17 protein-coding genes are annotated in these 16,343 nt (G+C 55.1%); 15 read left to right on the forward strand and 2 right to left on the reverse strand.

What is annotated here, in order from left to right; translation table 11 throughout:
• From ACZ1HJ_RS03655 to ACZ1HJ_RS03710, 12 genes are all read left to right on the forward strand, one after another.
• Positions 1 to 1,032, forward strand: a complete 1,032-nt coding sequence (locus ACZ1HJ_RS03655; protein WP_472720989.1) for a MaoC family dehydratase — start codon at positions 1 to 3, stop codon at positions 1,030 to 1,032.
• A 102-nt stretch (positions 1,033 to 1,134) separates the two neighbouring features.
• The gene (locus ACZ1HJ_RS03660; RefSeq protein ID WP_472720990.1) at positions 1,135 to 1,593 is read left to right on the forward strand and encodes a DUF3617 domain-containing protein; all 459 of its coding nucleotides are present in this window, start codon (positions 1,135 to 1,137) and stop codon (positions 1,591 to 1,593) included.
• Positions 1,594 to 1,885: 292 nt separating this feature from the next.
• Positions 1,886 to 2,269 carry a succinate dehydrogenase, cytochrome b556 subunit gene (gene sdhC, locus ACZ1HJ_RS03665; RefSeq protein WP_472720991.1) on the forward strand — a complete coding sequence of 128 codons (384 nt, stop codon included), beginning with the start codon at positions 1,886 to 1,888 and terminating at the stop codon, positions 2,267 to 2,269.
• 12 nt (positions 2,270 to 2,281) lie between these two features.
• Entirely contained in the window at positions 2,282 to 2,653 is a 372-nt protein-coding gene (sdhD, locus tag ACZ1HJ_RS03670) for a succinate dehydrogenase, hydrophobic membrane anchor protein (RefSeq protein WP_472720992.1), read from the forward strand.
• Between the two features lie 18 nt (positions 2,654 to 2,671).
• On the forward strand, positions 2,672 to 4,477 hold the full coding sequence (gene sdhA / locus ACZ1HJ_RS03675; RefSeq protein WP_472720993.1) for a succinate dehydrogenase flavoprotein subunit: 1,806 nt from the start codon (positions 2,672 to 2,674) through the stop codon (positions 4,475 to 4,477).
• A 20-nt stretch (positions 4,478 to 4,497) separates the two neighbouring features.
• Positions 4,498 to 4,920 carry a hypothetical protein gene (locus ACZ1HJ_RS03680; RefSeq protein ID WP_472720994.1) on the forward strand — a complete coding sequence of 141 codons (423 nt, stop codon included), beginning with the start codon at positions 4,498 to 4,500 and terminating at the stop codon, positions 4,918 to 4,920.
• Positions 4,920 to 5,243 (forward strand): succinate dehydrogenase, encoded by a 324-nt coding sequence (locus ACZ1HJ_RS03685; protein WP_472720995.1) that lies wholly within the window; start codon positions 4,920 to 4,922, stop codon positions 5,241 to 5,243. Before ACZ1HJ_RS03680 ends, ACZ1HJ_RS03685 begins: the two co-directional genes overlap by 1 nt.
• Positions 5,244 to 5,256: 13 nt before the next feature.
• On the forward strand, positions 5,257 to 6,036 hold the full coding sequence (locus tag ACZ1HJ_RS03690) for a succinate dehydrogenase iron-sulfur subunit (protein ID WP_472720996.1): 780 nt from the start codon (positions 5,257 to 5,259) through the stop codon (positions 6,034 to 6,036).
• A 558-nt stretch (positions 6,037 to 6,594) separates the two neighbouring features.
• Positions 6,595 to 6,771 carry a hypothetical protein gene (locus tag ACZ1HJ_RS03695; RefSeq protein WP_472720997.1) on the forward strand — a complete coding sequence of 59 codons (177 nt, stop codon included), beginning with the start codon at positions 6,595 to 6,597 and terminating at the stop codon, positions 6,769 to 6,771.
• A 28-nt stretch (positions 6,772 to 6,799) separates the two neighbouring features.
• Positions 6,800 to 6,991: a hypothetical protein gene (locus ACZ1HJ_RS03700; RefSeq protein ID WP_472720998.1), complete on the forward strand. Its 192-nt coding sequence runs from the start codon at positions 6,800 to 6,802 to the stop codon at positions 6,989 to 6,991.
• A gap of 184 nt (positions 6,992 to 7,175) precedes the next feature.
• Entirely contained in the window at positions 7,176 to 8,606 is a 1,431-nt protein-coding gene (creD, locus tag ACZ1HJ_RS03705) for a cell envelope integrity protein CreD (protein ID WP_472720999.1), read from the forward strand.
• 67 nt (positions 8,607 to 8,673) lie between these two features.
• Positions 8,674 to 10,317: an FAD-binding dehydrogenase gene (locus tag ACZ1HJ_RS03710; RefSeq protein ID WP_472721000.1), complete on the forward strand. Its 1,644-nt coding sequence runs from the start codon at positions 8,674 to 8,676 to the stop codon at positions 10,315 to 10,317.
• Between the two features lie 50 nt (positions 10,318 to 10,367).
• Here ACZ1HJ_RS03710 and ACZ1HJ_RS03715 read toward each other — a convergent pair whose 3' ends face one another.
• Positions 10,368 to 11,648 carry an acetylornithine deacetylase/succinyl-diaminopimelate desuccinylase family protein gene (locus ACZ1HJ_RS03715; RefSeq protein WP_472722144.1) on the reverse strand — a complete coding sequence of 427 codons (1,281 nt, stop codon included), beginning with the start codon at positions 11,646 to 11,648 and terminating at the stop codon, positions 10,368 to 10,370.
• Positions 11,649 to 11,727: 79 nt separating this feature from the next.
• Positions 11,728 to 12,414, reverse strand: a complete 687-nt coding sequence (rpe, locus tag ACZ1HJ_RS03720) for a ribulose-phosphate 3-epimerase (protein WP_472721001.1) — start codon at positions 12,412 to 12,414, stop codon at positions 11,728 to 11,730.
• Between the two features lie 124 nt (positions 12,415 to 12,538).
• Between rpe and ACZ1HJ_RS03725 the strand changes: the two genes are divergently transcribed.
• The 3 genes from ACZ1HJ_RS03725 to ACZ1HJ_RS03735 all read left to right on the forward strand — a co-directional run bounded on the left by ACZ1HJ_RS03725 (position 12,539) and on the right by ACZ1HJ_RS03735 (position 16,333).
• The gene (locus tag ACZ1HJ_RS03725; RefSeq protein WP_472722145.1) at positions 12,539 to 13,558 is read left to right on the forward strand and encodes a phosphotransferase family protein; all 1,020 of its coding nucleotides are present in this window, start codon (positions 12,539 to 12,541) and stop codon (positions 13,556 to 13,558) included.
• On the forward strand, positions 13,555 to 13,971 hold the full coding sequence (locus ACZ1HJ_RS03730; RefSeq protein ID WP_472721002.1) for a PaaI family thioesterase: 417 nt from the start codon (positions 13,555 to 13,557) through the stop codon (positions 13,969 to 13,971). The genes ACZ1HJ_RS03725 and ACZ1HJ_RS03730 overlap by 4 nt, the downstream gene beginning before the upstream one ends.
• A 64-nt stretch (positions 13,972 to 14,035) precedes the next feature.
• Positions 14,036 to 16,333, forward strand: coding sequence for a heavy metal translocating P-type ATPase (locus ACZ1HJ_RS03735; protein ID WP_472721003.1), 2,298 nt, complete (start codon positions 14,036 to 14,038; stop codon positions 16,331 to 16,333).
• Positions 16,334 to 16,343 lie beyond the last annotated feature (10 nt).

The raw sequence follows: 16,343 nt of genomic DNA on the forward strand, positions 1-16,343 counted from the left end.
ATGGCCAAAACCAATCCGGGTCGGTTTTTTGAAGACTACACAGTTGGTGAAACAATTCATCACGCGGTGCCTCGTACCGTATCAGGTGGCGAACGTGCACTGTATCACGCGCTCTACCCGGCGCGTCACGCGTTGTATTCGTCAGACGAATTTGCACGCGCCTGCGGACTGCCGGCCAGTCCTCTGGATGACATTGCGGCATTTCACGTGGTTTTTGGCAAAACCGTTCCAGATATTTCACTCAATGCGCTTGCCAATCTTGGCTACGCAGAAGGCCGTTGGCTAAAGCCAGTGTATCCCGGTGATACCATCCATTCCACGTCTGACGTCATCGGCGTAAAACAGAATTCAAATGGCAAGTCTGGCGTTGTTTGGGTTCGCACCAGGGGTCGAAACCAACATGGCGAGGTTGTGCTGGATTATGTGCGATGGGCGATGGTGCGCAAACGTGATTTCGACGCGCCTGCACCCGAACCCGTGATCCCGTCACTGAAACCTGCGCTTGAGGCCTCGGATCTTGTGATCCCGACAGGCCTGGATTTCACCAACTACGATTTCACTCTGGCAGGCGAACCGCACCGGTGGGGCGATTACGAAGTTGGCGAGAAGATTGACCACGTCGATGGCGTTACGGTCGAAGAAGCCGAGCATATGATGGCGACACGACTGTGGCAGAACACGGCCAAAGTGCATTTTGACGTCGGATCCCGGCCTGATGGACAGCGCCTGATTTATGGTGGTCACGTAATTTCGATGGCACGAACCCTATCCTTCAATGGACTGGCCAATGCGCAGATCGTGGTGGGCCTGAACGGCGGCACACATGCCAATCCCTGCTACGCGGGTGATACGATCAAGGCGTGGACCGAAGTGCTGGATAAGGTGGAAACGCCCGCCCCCGGTGTTGGGGCCCTGCGGCTACGTTTGGTCGCCGCAAAGGGAGGCGACCCGTTTACGCTCAAAGGCGATGACGGCAAGTACTTACCACATGTGATGCTTGATCTGGATTTTTGGGCGCTCATCCCATTGTGAGCACAGGCGTCAAACGTCCTTTCCAGCGTATGCCGTAAAGTTACCAAAATTGCATGCCAAACTATTCGGACCTGAGAACTATTTGGGAACGACACGCATATCATGGCACATTTGGACCGTACACTTTTGATAGCCATCGCATTGCTAAGCGCAAACACTGCAGCTGCGGAACGTGTGATATCTGTGAAACCAGGATTGTGGGAATACACGCATACGCTCAACATCCCGGGCCTGGTTTCCCCATCATCCACGCCCAAAACGGAATGTATCAAGGAAGACGATGCCGAGCGCAAACTGTCTGAGCTTCTGAGCGAGCTTTCCAAGGAAGGTGGTTGTGAGATTGCAAACCTCAAATCCTCGCTCAACACGGTAACATTCGACCTTGTCTGCAAACAGACGATCGCAAGCATACCACTTCAATCGAAGGGACGCATGGCGTTCAGATATGGCCGAACCAAAGTCACGGGCATGGCCGAAGGCACCGTGTCCCTGAAAGGGGCCGATGTCGACGTGAAGGCCGATGCCTTCGCGCGCCACGTGGGTCGTTGCGATAAGAAATGATTTCTGGCCGGATATGCGAGCATCAGGATAAATCATGTCGCCTTGAGAACCTGTGCGAACTTATTGGTTTGACTGTTCACCCGTGACCATCTTTGGTCAGAGTTCTCCCGAATAGTTAATTTTGTGATCACAGCACAAATGACGTGATCACAAATTAAGAGAATCGCGACGATTTGCCTATACGCGCTGAGATTTAGTGCTGGGCAAGCGCGCCAGTCGCGTTAGAATAGTTCGAGAAAGAGTGTTTCACCTGAAGCACCCGGATGCCCGCGAAAATAAATGGGAGCACTACATGGCTGATGTGAATAGGGGCAACCGCCCGCTTTCGCCACACCTGACGATCTACCGGCCACAACTGACATCCATGACATCGATCCTTACGCGGATCACAGGCAATGCACTTTTGCTGGCGGCACTGATGCTCGTCTGGTGGTTTTTGGCTGCAGCAACATCACCTGAATATTTCGCTGTCGCGGACGCATTTGTGACCAGCTGGTTTGGCGATCTGATCATGCTCCTGTCGGTTTGGGCGATCTGGTATCACACGCTTGCCGGCGTGCGCCATCTGATCTGGGACAATGCCATGATGCTCGAGATCGATAAGGCGGAAAACCTGGGATGGATGGTTATCATCGGGTCAATCTGCCTGACGCTTTTCACCATCATCGTCGTTTGAGGAGGTCGGATCATGCGCTATCTCACTGATCGCAAACGCGCTGTCGGCATGGGCTCGGCGAAGTCGGGTGTACACCACTTCTGGGCGATGAAAGTGTCGAGTGTGGCTCTGCTTATTCTTGTGCCGCTCTTTATCTTTACCGTGGGTCCCGCATTGGGAAAATCCCATGCAGACGTATTGGCGACGTTCTCGCGCCCCTTCCCGGCCATTGTCGCCGCGCTTACCATCATCGTAGGCTTCAAGCATTTTCGGGATGGCGCGCAGGTCTTGCTTGAGGATTATGTCCATGGCACCGCGCAAAAAGTCTCAATCATCCTGATGACATGTCTGTCCTACGGTGCAATGGCGACGGGGTTGTTCGCCATCGCCAAAATCGCCCTCTAAAGACCGGAGTAGAAACGAATGGCTGCTTACGAATACGAGACGCATGATTATGACGTCGTGGTCGTCGGTGCGGGTGGTGCGGGTCTACGCGCCACATTGGGCATGGCCGAGCAAGGGTTGCGCACAGCTTGCGTCACCAAGGTGTTCCCCACACGGTCACACACGGTTGCCGCGCAGGGTGGCATCGCCGCGTCCCTCAGCAACATGGGTCCCGACCACTGGCAGTGGCACATGTACGACACCGTCAAAGGCAGTGATTGGCTGGGTGACACGGATGCGATGGAATATCTGGCCCGCGAAGCGCCCAAAGCAGTATACGAACTTGAACACTACGGCGTCCCATTTTCACGCACAGAAGAGGGCAAGATATACCAACGCCCCTTTGGCGGCCATACAACCGAATTTGGCGAAGGCCCAGCTGTACAGCGCACCTGTGCTGCCGCGGATCGGACCGGTCACGCAATTCTGCACACGCTTTACGGACAAAGCCTGAAGAACAACGCTGAATTCTATATTGAGTATTTCGCGATTGATCTCATCATGTCTGATGACGGCATGTGCACGGGCGTCGTCTGTTGGAAGCTGGACGATGGCACAATGCATGTCTTCAACGCAAAGACGGTTGTCTTGGCAACCGGCGGATATGGCCGGGCCTATTTCTCCGCGACGTCTGCCCACACCTGCACCGGTGATGGTGGCGGTATGGTGGCCCGCGCGGGCCTGCCGCTTCAGGATATGGAGTTCGTACAATTCCATCCCACCGGCATCTATGGCTCAGGCTGTCTGATCACCGAAGGCGCGCGTGGCGAAGGCGGGTATCTGACCAATTCCGAGGGTGAGCGATTCATGGAGCGCTACGCCCCGCAGTACAAAGACCTCGCACCACGCGACTACGTGAGCCGGTCAATGACTATGGAAATCCGCGAAGGACGTGGCGTTGGCGATGGTGGCGATCATATCCACCTGAATCTCAGCCACCTGCCGCCCGAAGCGCTGAACCTTCGACTGCCCGGCATTTCCGAAAGCGCCAAGATTTTCGCCGGTGTCGATGTCACCAAAGAGCCTATCCCGGTTTTGCCCACAGTTCACTACAACATGGGCGGTATCCCGACGAACTACTGGGGTGAAGTTCTCAACCCCACCAAAAAAGATCCGCACGCCGTGGTTCCCGGCCTGATGGCCGTGGGTGAGGCGGGCTGCGCTTCGGTACATGGTGCCAACCGCCTTGGTTCGAACTCTTTGATTGATCTCGTGGTCTTTGGGCGCGCCGCTGCCATACGCGCCGGCAAGGTTGTAGATGCCGACAGCGCCGTTCCTTCGACGAACACAGCCCAGGTCGACAAAGCCTTTGAACGGTTTGACAGCCTGCGCAACGCCAGTGGCAGCACCACAACGGCCGATCTGCGTCTTGAAATGCAGCGGACCATGCAGGAAGACGCGGCTGTCTTCCGGACCTCCAAAACGCTCAAAGAGGGCGTGACCAAAATGGATGCGATCGCGGCCAAGATGGATGACATCAAAGTCACCGACCGTAGCCTCGTCTGGAATTCGGACCTGATGGAGACACTCGAGCTGACAAACCTCATGCCAAACGCGCTGGCCACGATTTCTGGCGCAGAAGCCCGCCACGAAAGCCGGGGCGCGCATGCACATGAAGATTTCAGCAAACGCGATGATGAGAAATGGCGCGTCCATACAATTGCAAGGGTCGATGGCAAGAAAGTCGATTTGAGCTACCGTCCCATCATCGAAGCGCCGCTTACAACGGAAAAGGAGGGCGGCATCAGCCTCAAGAAAATCGCCCCCAAGGAACGGACTTTCTAATGGCCTCAACGATTAAATTTATGGCAGTCGCCTCCGTCTTTGTCGTATCTGCATGCGCGGGCGACGGCATCATCGGCAAACGTGATACCGGCCAAAAGCTGGTCAATGCCTGTCTGGTTGAGACCGGCATTCCCGGCGCTTATAGTTCTCGCGCGGGCCAGAAAGTCCCGGTTGTTACCCCGGTCGAAAACCTGGGTGGCACACGGGAAGGCGCGGCATCCATAAATGAGTGCATACGCCAAAAAGCTGCGGCCAATGGTCAAACCACGACCACGCAAAGCTCCGGAACAACAACGCAAACGACATACACATACGGAACACCTCCTGAGAAAAAAAGAGCGCGCGCAAACCGACGCGTCACCAAGACGCAATCCACATCGTTCTGCCCCAAGCACGCAGGCACGATTTATGGCGGCACTATGTATTGCGTGGGCAATCAATAATGCGCGGAACACCACCTCTGTTGCTGGCGACCGTGCTGCTATCCAGCTGCACAGCGGTCAATGACGCCGCCGACACGGTGGCGCGTGATCGCGCAAAAACCGTCGTCAACGGCGTCGTCACCGACAGGTTCCCGAGCGTCAATGCGGCCCCGATTACCGATTGCATCATCGATGCGGCCTCTGCCGGTGAGATCATCAAAATTGCAGGTGCGTCTGTTACAGGCGTGAACCAGTCAACGGTCGAACAAGTGTTGGAAATTGCCCAACGCCCCGAGGCCGTACAGTGTATTGCCGAAAACAGCATCACGTTGCTGGGCATTTGAAGGAGTTAAGAACATGGTCCAACTGACACTCCCCAAGAATTCGCGGATGACGTCGGGCAAAACATGGCCGAAACCTGCGGGTGCCACAAATGTCCGAAAGTTCCAAATCTATCGCTGGAACCCGGATGATGGAAAGAACCCCAGTGTCGATACCTATTTCGTCGATATGGACAGCTGCGGCCCGATGGTTTTGGACGCACTGATCAAAATCAAGAACGAAATTGACCCAACGCTCACGTTCCGGCGCTCCTGCCGCGAAGGTATTTGCGGGTCTTGCGCGATGAATATTGATGGGATCAACACTCTCGCCTGCATCTACGGCATGGATGAAATCAAGGGCGACGTGAAGATTTATCCCCTTCCGCATATGCCAGTCGTAAAGGACTTGATCCCTGATCTGACTCATTTCTATGCGCAGCACGCGTCGATCATGCCCTGGCTGGAAACCAAGACAAACCGCCCCGCCAAGGAATGGAAGCAATCTATTGATGACCGCGAGAAACTTGATGGTCTTTATGAATGTGTAATGTGCGCCTCCTGCTCAACCTCGTGCCCCAGCTATTGGTGGAATGGCGACAAATACCTTGGGCCAGCGGCTTTGCTGCACGCATATCGGTGGATCATCGACAGCCGTGATGAAGCAACGGGAGAGCGTTTGGACGATCTTGAAGATCCGTTCAAACTCTATCGGTGCCATACGATCATGAATTGCACCAAGACCTGCCCCAAAGGCCTCAACCCGGCCAAGGCAATTGCTGAGATCAAGAAAATGATGGTCGAACGCGCCGTTTGACACCCCATGGTGTGTAGATCGCCAGCAATGCCATCTCCACTTCTCACATGAGATTTCCGGTCACTTTGTCGATCTGAATAGCCAGTTGGATCTTTTCGGAAAATGCCCTGTTACGGGCGTCTTTCGGAATGATTCGGGGCAAAATATGCAATCTGAACACGAATTTACGCCCGGCTTGTCCAAATAATTACAACTTCGGGGTGGTAAAAATCACACGAAATTGGCTGTTACCCTATCCAAAAGTAGAGAGATTTTGTTCGAAAAACGAACAATCTGGCGCAATCATGTCAATTGTTAGCGCTGCCATAAAATAGCCATTAACTTGTTGTAATCATGACATTTTTTGAAACAATCTTCTTAATCAGGCCACAGAAAACGCAAATTTCCTAACGGCCCAGTACAATACGTGACCTAGCGAGTTCTCTTAGTTTCCCATCCCCAAAACGGGTATCGCGGAACATCATCGACGCCGTAAATTGCGCCACGTTCTTGATACCCCAATAACAAACCAAAGCGACCGAATGCCGGCGTATTTGGAAAATCAAAAAGGGTAACAAGATGAAAACCGAACCAAAAACCGCGAACTCCAACGCAACACCAAAACGCAGCATGTTGTCGACTTTTGATAACGTGATCGACCTCGCTGTTTGGCGCGAACGCAAGAAACAGCGCCGCGCTGCGTCCAAAGCCTTACCTAGTACACATGTTCTTTTGACTTATGGCCTGACCGCCTGATCCCCCTACACCTCGAAAGGATACGAATATGTCTGCTAATCTTCTGGAAAAAGCCCGCGCAAACCGTCTCATCGCTCTTGAGGTTCTCAAGCAGCGCAACAGTAACCTGATCGTTCTTGGCACTGCCCGCAAAGCAACCCGTCGTCGGCAGGATGCACTGATCTTCAGCTCATGCCGTACGTCCGCCTCCATTGCATCGATTTTGCAAAAGGCAGCTTAACCACACCTGGGGCAAAAGGCGGCAGCCACTGTCGCCTGATCGCCCCAGTCTCCCTATCGCAGGCATATGACCCCCGATGAACAATGATGTTCAAACTGCGCGATATCTGCACACTTCCCCCAGTATTGACTGCACATGCACTCCGTAACTGTTGAAACACATTCAACAGCAAGGAAGTGCACCAATGCTACGATCTCCCGGCCTGCGATTTTTCATCGTCGGCATTCTCATCCTTCTTATGTTCATTCCGATCTTGTTCGTCAGCGAAATCATTAATGATCGCGCGAACTACAATCGCTCGACGCGCGACAGTGTCGGACAGGAATGGGGCGGCAAACAACTTATCAGCGGACCTGTTCTTGTGGTCCCCGTTCAGGAAACCGTCACAATACGCGAAAAACAGCAGGTGATTGATCCGATCACCAAGCTGCCTAAACTGGACCGGGACGAACAGCCAATTTTTCGGCATGTGGATGTGGAAAAGGTCGTAAATCGCAACCCTGTCTATGTCTATCCTGATCAATTTGATGCCCAGATCGATACCAAAATCGAAGAACGTCATCGTGGAATATTCACCGTGCCCGTCTACACAGCGGACGCACGGCTGGCATTTGATTTTCCAACCGAGGACATAACCGATGCCCTGCAAGGTCAGGAGGTGGCGTTGTGGGACAAGTCGGAAATCCGGGTACATGTCACCTCAAATCGCGCGCTGCGGGGCGTTGCCAATTTAACCACGGACAAATCAAGTCTGCAGATTGAACCATTGGTAAACGAAGACAGTCAATCCGGTGGATTGCGAGCCCTAACCGGCGACCCAAGGAAAAGAAACAACTACGAACTTGTTATCGGTTTCAACGGCGCCCAAACCCTTTCGATCGCGCCCGTTGGACGCACAAGCAACATCTCGATCGTAAGCGACTGGGAACACCCATCGTTCTTTGGCTCCTTTCTGCCCAATGATTTCGATGCATCTTCGGAAGGTTTCAACGCCAATTGGCTGATCCCGCATTTGGCACGGGCTTTGCCGCAAGTTTCCCGTGAAAACCTGGACCATGCCGCCAGACATCGGACCAGTTTTGGCGTCACATTCTACCAACCCAACGACTTCTACCAAAAATCCTACCGCGCGGCACGCTATGGTCTGATGTTCATCGGCCTAACTTTTTTGACAATCTTTCTGATCGATGGTCAGTCAAAACGCCCGATCCACCCGGTGCACTACCTGCTGGTGGGCCTCGCGCAATCCACGTTTTTTCTGTTGATGTTGGCTTTGTCTGAGCAGATGGGCTTTGGTCTGGCGTACTTGATCGCCAGCGCGGCAACAATTGGTTTGATCACGGCATTTGGGTCGACGGCTTTGGCCCTTGGCAAGCGGACCACAGTTCTTTGTCTGCTTCTCACGCTCCTTTATGCTGTGCTGTACCTGATCTTGCGCAGCGCAGATTTTGCTCTGCTCGCAGGGTCAATTCTGGCCTTTGGGGCGGTAGCAGGCACGATGTACGCCACGCGCAACGAAAATTGGTACGGGGACAAGGACGCAAAGTCCGGCTTTGGTTGGTTCAGGAAAACGCCACCCGCCGCCAGCCCCCCAGCACCTTCGCCGCAAACCTGACACGAGCTCGCTTGTCGAACGGCCCTGGCCCATTTAGGCTGGGGCCAATCGTTTGGGGGGACGATCTATGATCAAGGCAGACATCATCATCGTGGGCGCAGGACTTGCTGGTCTTGTCGCAGCGCATGAAGCCACAAATCGCGGCAAAAAGGTGATATTGCTTGATCAGGAAGGCCCACAATCCCTAGGCGGCCAGGCATTTTGGTCCTTGGGTGGTCTCTTCATGGTGGATACCCCGGAACAGCGCCGCATGCGCATTCGCGACAGTCAGGAACGCGCCATGCAGGACTGGCTCGGCAGCGCCCAGTTTGATCGTGAGGAGGATGCCAATCCGCGCCAATGGGCCGAACGATACATCGAATTTGCAAGCGGCCCGATGCGCGAATATCTGCGCTTCGTTGGCCTGCGGTGGTTTCCGGTCGTCGGTTGGGCAGAGCGAGGCGGCCCGGCAGCCAAAGGCCATGGTAACTCCGTGCCCCGTTTTCATATCACATGGGGTACGGGCGAAGGCATCGTGGATCCCTTCGCGAGATTGGCACGTGACGCCGCAAATATTGGCCTCCTGCGGTTCGGCTTCCGCCACAAAGTCATTGGGCTCGAGACAACAGACGGGCGCGTTACGGCCGTTTCCGGACAAATTTTGAAAGGAGATTCCGCCATCCGTGGCGCACCGACCAACCGCGACGTCGACAGCGAATTTACCTATGGCGCAGACAGCGTGATTGTAACCTCCGGCGGTATTGGCGGTGATCATGACAAGGTTCGCGCACTTTGGCCGCGCGATCGGCTGGGTGCACCGCCAAGAACCATGGTGGCTGGGGTTCCAGACTACGTAGACGGCCAAATGCAAGACATCGCCAAATCTGCCGGTGCGGCTGCCATAAACGAAGACCGCATGTGGCACTATTGCGAAGGTATCCAAAACTGGGACCCGATTTGGCCAAAGCACGGTATTCGCATTCTGCCCGGCCCGTCCTCCATATGGCTGGACGCGAACGGGGATCGTATGGAACCGCCCTGTCTGCCCGGTTTCGATACGCTTTCAACGCTGAAACGCATATTGTCGACCGGTCATGATCACAGCTGGTTCATTCTGACGCAAAAGATCATCGAAAAGGAGTTTGCCCTGTCCGGCAGTGAGCAAAATCCTGATTTGACCTCCGGCAAATGGTTGAAAGTCTTGCGCGAGCGTTTGGGCAAAGGCGCTACCCGCGCGGTGGAAGCGTTCAAGGAAAAAGGCGCCGATTTTGTCGTCGCCGATGATCTGGAAAAACTTGTCGCTGGTATGAACCGTTTGACGCCGGACACGCCGCTAAAGCTTGATCATGTACGCGCACAAATCTCTGCACGCGATGCGGCCATCGAAGATCCAAAAGCGGATGATGCCCAAGTCAATGCGATCCATCACGCGCGGACCTATCTGGGTGACAAGCTGATCCGCACCGCAAAGCCGCACGCGATTCTGGATCCGGCCAATGGCCCCCTGATCGGTGTGCGTCTCAACATACTTACACGCAAATCGTTAGGCGGCCTGCACACGGATACCGCGGCACGCGTCCTGCGCCCCGATGGCAGCGTATTTGATGGCCTCTTCGCCGCCGGTGAAGTCGCGGGCTTTGGGGGTGGCGGGTATCATGGCTACAATGCGCTGGAAGGCACGTTCTTGGGTGGCTGTATCTTTTCGGGATTGATTTCCGGCAAGAACGCCTGAAACACGCACCAAAATCGCTGCCAGAACGCATCTTGATGTGAGGACGGCGATCACCCGCCTAAGAGATCATGCAAACTCAGCGCCATCACCTGAGCCGATTGGATCATGTCTTCGATACCCACATATTCATCCGGTTTATGCGCCAAATCCAATATGCCCGGTCCATAGGCGATGCAATTCTTTAGCCGTCCGATGCGATCGATGTGCTTTTGGTCATAGGTACCAGGGCTGACCACATAATCCGGTTCACGTCCCAAAGTGGCCTGAATGGCACGCGCCACAGATGATACGATAGGCGCATCCTGAGCCGTCATCGTTGGTAAGACCCGGTGCAATTCGCGAATGTCATAGTCAAACTTTTCGCGTTCTGACCGCACACGTTCCAGCACGGTACGCACCTCGTTTTCGACGTCATTAATGTCTTCTTCAATCAAAAACCGCCTGTCGATCACCATGCGGCATCTGTCCGGTACGCAAGCACTTGGCAGTCCTGTGTAGTCCGCCTCCTGCTCTGCCTCGCCGCCGTGGATGGAATTGATATTGAGCGTCGATTGTTTTGCCCCGTCCGGCACCACAGGCATATCTGTTCGTTTTTGCGCCAATGCCGGAAAAAGGCTCTCCTCCATCTCTGCCACAACGGCCCCCATGTGACGTACGGCACAATCGCCCAAAAACGGCATCGACCCATGTGCGATTTCACCCTTGGTCTCAATCTCCGCCCACCAGACGCCGCGATGGCCCAAACAAATTCTGTCTTTGTTAAGTGGCTCTGGAATGATCACATGCTGAACCCGATCTGGCGAAAAATACCCCTGTTCTGCCAAGTAAGCGACGCCACCAAATCCACCCGATTCCTCATCTGCGGTGCCGCTGATTTCAATCGCTCCGGCATAGGCCGGGCAGCGGTCAATAAACGCTTCTGCCGCAATGATACTGGCCGCCAAGCCCCCTTTCATATCGCACGCACCACGGCCAAAAATTTTGCCGTCCTTGACCTCACCGCCGAAGGGATCGGTGGTCCATCCGTGACCCACTTCGACCACGTCGATATGTGAATTGAAATGCACACAATCCCCCGACTGCGCGCCATCCCGCCGCGCCACGATGTTCCATCTAGGGTACTTGTCACTGTCGCCAATCGCGCCCTTGGCGCGCACAAGTTCTGTGTGAAAACCAGCCCGCAATAGCCGCCGATCCAGATAATCGCAAATCTCTCGGTAGTTCTCGCCCGACGGGTTCAACGTGGGAATGCGGATCAAATCCTGCGTCAACGCAATCAGGTCGTCGCGTCGCGATTCAATTTCGGCCTTTAGTCTTTCCGCAATGTCCATCAACGCCCCCAGTGTAGCCAAACTATGCGCCGCTTGTCACGACCGGGCAAGCGCATTGATCGGTACGGGCTAGGTCATGTCAGGTTGCGCCCGTGGCCGCTTTGATCGCACGAATATTTTCGCCATACGGTCCAGGGTTTGAAACTGATCCACCCTTGAATACGGCCGAGCCCGCAACCAGCACATCCGCGCCTGCCTCAGCCATCAGCGGTGCAGTTTCTGGCGTGATGCCGCCGTCAATTTCAATATGGATGGGACGATCCCCGATCATGCTGCGCAGTTTGCGCACTTTCTCAACCTGACTGTGAATAAACTTCTGGCCGCCAAAACCGGGGTTCACCGTCATCACGCAAATCAGATCCACCATGTCCATCAGGTAGTCCAGATCATCTACGCCCGTTCCCGGATTTAACGCCAGACCAGCTTTGCACCCGGCGCCTCGGATCGCCTGCAACGTCCGATGCACGTGCGGTCCGGCCTCAAGATGCGCGGTCAGAATGTCCGCCCCGGCTTCTGCAAAGGCATCAATGTATGGATCCACGGGAGCAATCATTAGATGGACATCCATGACCGTCTTGATATGGGGGCGGATTGCAGCGCAGAGCGGCGGACCGAATGTCAGGTTCGGTACAAAATGACCGTCCATGACGTCAACATGGATCCAATCCGCACCTTGAGCCTCAACACATTGAATTTCTTGTCCAAAATTGGCGAAATCCGCCGAAAGGATCGACGGCGCGATCTTGATGCTTCGGTCGAAACTCATGGCCCGATCTCCCCCGAGGTATTGCTGCGTGATCTGCTAATGCGCATTGAACCCGTTCAGGTCAAGGGCTTTATCCTCCGCCGGCTTTGTGCCACCTTTCTGAGGTAAAGCAGTGATGGCCACCATGACCCCAGATGATATTCAAGCCGTCTCTAACTGGCTGTCGGCCCGCATTCCGGGTTTTCAAGGTATCACCAGTGTCGCAAAATTCTCTGGTGGACAGTCCAATCCCACGTTTCGTCTTTCGACACCTTCGGGGTCCTACGTGCTACGACGAAAACCGACAGGCACCCTGTTGAAATCTGCCCACGCCGTGGACCGTGAATTTCGCGTTCAAAGCGCCCTGAAAGCGAGCAACGTTCCGGTTGCTCCCATGCATATACTCTGTGACGATCTGAGTGTTTTGGGGTCGATGTTTTACGTTATGGATGAGGTTTCTGGCCACATCTACGACGATCCCACTCTACCAGATATGACACCGGATCAACGCAGCGCCACGATACGCGAAATGAACCGCGTTTTGGCAGCGATCCACGACGTTGACCTGACAGCAACCGGACTGCTGGATTTCGGTCCTACCGGCAACTACTATCGCCGCCAGCTTGACCGCTGGACGCAGCAATTCCGAGCGACACAGACCGAGCCACTGCCGGAAATGACAAAACTGATAGAGTGGCTCAACGCACATTTGCCCAAGGATGATGGGCAACGCACTCTGGTTCATGGCGACTATCGCCTCGATAATCTACTTTTTGCACCAAAGGGCATACAGTGTGCCGCGGTTCTGGATTGGGAATTGTCCACGCTCGGCCATCCCTTTGCCGATCTGGCAAGCGTGATCATGCAATGGCAAATGCCGCCGGGCCGTGAGGGGCGCGGTTTGGCTGGTATCGACCGTGCGGCATTGGGGCTTTGGAGTAATGCCGAATTTGTTGACGCCTATTGTGCCCGCCGTGGCATACAGGGGATCCCAAATTTCAACTTCTACCTCGCATTTTGCTACTTTCGAATGGCCGCCATATTGCAAGGCGTCAAAAAGCGCGCGCTGAATGGAAACGCGTCAGACCCAGAACGCGGCCTGAAACTTGGTAAACATGTTCCGGAATTCGCCCGGCAGGGCCTCAACGTGGCGGAAAGTAAATGACAGAACTCCCTATCGATCCCCAATTGATCGAAGACGAATATCCCCTGCAAAAGCTACTTGGTTTTGACATCACCGCCTGGCGCGAAGATTTCGCGCGTGTTGAAATTCCGCTGACCAACAACCTCATGAACCGTCAGGGTTTGCCCCATGGCGGCGTGCATGCCACGCTCTTGGACAGTGCCATGGGGTTCGCAGGGTGCTACACCGGCGATCCGGCCCGCCGCCAAATGGCGCTGACCTTGTCACTGACCGTCAGCTATTTGGCCCAGGCTTCGGGTTCACGCTTGATTGCCGACGGATGGCGGACAGGCGGCGGGCGCAAAACGTTCTTCGCAGACGGTCATGTCAAAGACGAAAACGGCACGCTGATTGCCAAGGCAACTGGCGTTTTTAGGTATAGATCGCTGAGCTAGGGCTTGACCTTCCAGTAACCGGAACCTTTATAGAGTGGATCAGATGACATGATCCGGGGTGTCTATGACTGAGTCTCAAACCATTCGGCTGGACGTAGAAGGGCTGTCCTGCGCATCGTGTGTGGGGCGCGCAGAAGCCGCGTTGAATGCGCATTCAGGCGTGGTAGCTGCCTCGGTAAACTTGGCCACGCACACGGCCACGGTCCAATTTCAAAAACAGATAACCAATGTCAGGGAATTGTCCGTCGCGCTGACGAAAGCAGGCTACCCCGCGCGTGAATCCACGGGAAACCGGGCGGATCAGGCCGCACGCCGACACGAAGAAACGCATGCCGCAAAACGTCTGTTCCTGATCGCTGCGGCGCTAACCCTACCGGTCTTTGTTCTTGAAATGGGCAGTCACTTCGTGCCCGGCGTTAAAGAGTTGGTCCATTCCCTGCTGGGTCAGAATACCTCTTGGCTGCTTCAGTTTTGCCTGACAACTCTTGTGCTGTTGTGGCCGGGACGCGTGTTTTTCACACGCGGATTGATGGCGTTGATACGCCACAAGCCGGACATGAACAGTCTTGTCGCGTTGGGTGCCGGGGCGGCATGGCTCTTTTCGACGGTATCGGTCTTCCTGCCTCAATTATTGCCCGACGGTACAGCGGCAGTGTATTTCGAAGCGGCCGCGGTGATCGTAACACTCATCCTGTTGGGCAGATGGCTCGAAGCGCGTGCCAAGGGCCAAACGGGTGCAGCCATCCGCAAACTGATCGAACTGCAGCCGCCAACCGCACGCGTCGAGCGCGATGGTCAAATTGTAAGTGTCGCAACGGAGGATATCATCGTTGGCGACATCCTCCATGTGCGGCCCGGAGAGAAAATCACTGTTGATGGGCAAATCATGGACGGCTCTTCCTTCGTGGATGAGAGTATGATTTCCGGTGAGCCTATGCCCGTTGCCAAACATCCCGGACAACACGTGATAGGTGGTACAGTAAACGGAGAGGGTGCGCTCACCTTCAAGGCCACAAAGGTGGGTCGGGATACGGCCCTCGCCCAAATCGTAAACATGGTCGAAACGGCGCAAGATGCGAAACTGCCGGTTCAGGCTCTGGCTGACAAAGTCGTTGCCGTGTTTGTGCCCATTGTGATCGCTATTGCTTGCGTAACCGTCATCACATGGCTGTTTCTGGGCCCTGACCCACAGCTCAGCCATGCCTTGATTGCAGGTGTTTCCGTGATGATAATTGCCTGCCCCTGCGCCATGGGTCTGGCCACGCCGACGTCGATCATGGTGGGCACCGGACGCGCGGCGGAACTGGGTGTCCTCTTTCGCAAAGGCGACGCTCTGCAGCAATTGGATGAGGCCAGTGTCGTCGCGTTTGACAAAACGGGCACATTGACGGAAGGCCGCCCTCGCGTTGTGAGCGTGGAACTGGCACCAGGGTTCAAACACGATCAGGTCCTGCGCCTTGCCGCCGCGGCCGAAGCGAAATCCGAACATCCCATCGCGCGCGCCATTGAAACTGCGGCGGACGGGACAGACCTGCCCACACCGATAAATTTCACTGCCATAAGTGGCTTCGGTGTGCAGGCACAGGTCGATGGCTTTGATGTCCTGATCGGTGCGAAACGGTTGATGTCGCGCGACGGCATCGCGTGCGATTCATTCAATGAGGCGCTGTCAACGGCCACGAAAAGCGGCCAGACCCCCGTATTCATCGCGGTCGACGGCACTCTGGCGGCCGTTCTGACAATTGCAGACGCCGTCAAACCAAACAGTCAGAAAACAGTTGCGCAATTGCGCGAGGCTGGGTTGGAGGTTGCCCTGGTCACAGGCGATACAAAGGCCACGGCACAGACCATTGCGTCCGAACTTGGTATCGACCATGTCGTTGCAGAGGTTCTGCCCGGCGGCAAAGTCGAAACCCTGCGGGCATTGCGTAAGTCATTCGGTCCCGTTGCCTTTGTTGGTGATGGCATCAACGATGCCCCGGCTCTTGCAGCGGCCGATGTCGGTATTGCCATGAGCAACGGTACTGACATCGCGATCGAAGCGGCAGATATCGTGCTGATGTCGGATGATCCTCAGGGTGTCATCGCAGCCCAGCACCTGTCACATCGCACGATGCGCAACATTCGCCAGAATTTGTTTTGGGCTTTTGCATATAATGCGGCATTGATCCCGGTGGCGGCCGGCGTACTTTATCCGTGGACTGGCCTCTTACTATCACCGATGCTGGCGGCGGGGGCGATGGCATTATCCTCGGTTTTTGTGCTCAGCAACGCCTTGCGCCTCAGAACGGTCAACCCGTCCGCAGATGGCCGCACGTTCAGCGAACATGACTATGTAACAGGGGCAAAATTAACCGAATAAGGGAGTGGGT

The sequence above is a fragment of the Roseovarius sp. JB2-10 genome, from assembly GCF_055693585.1.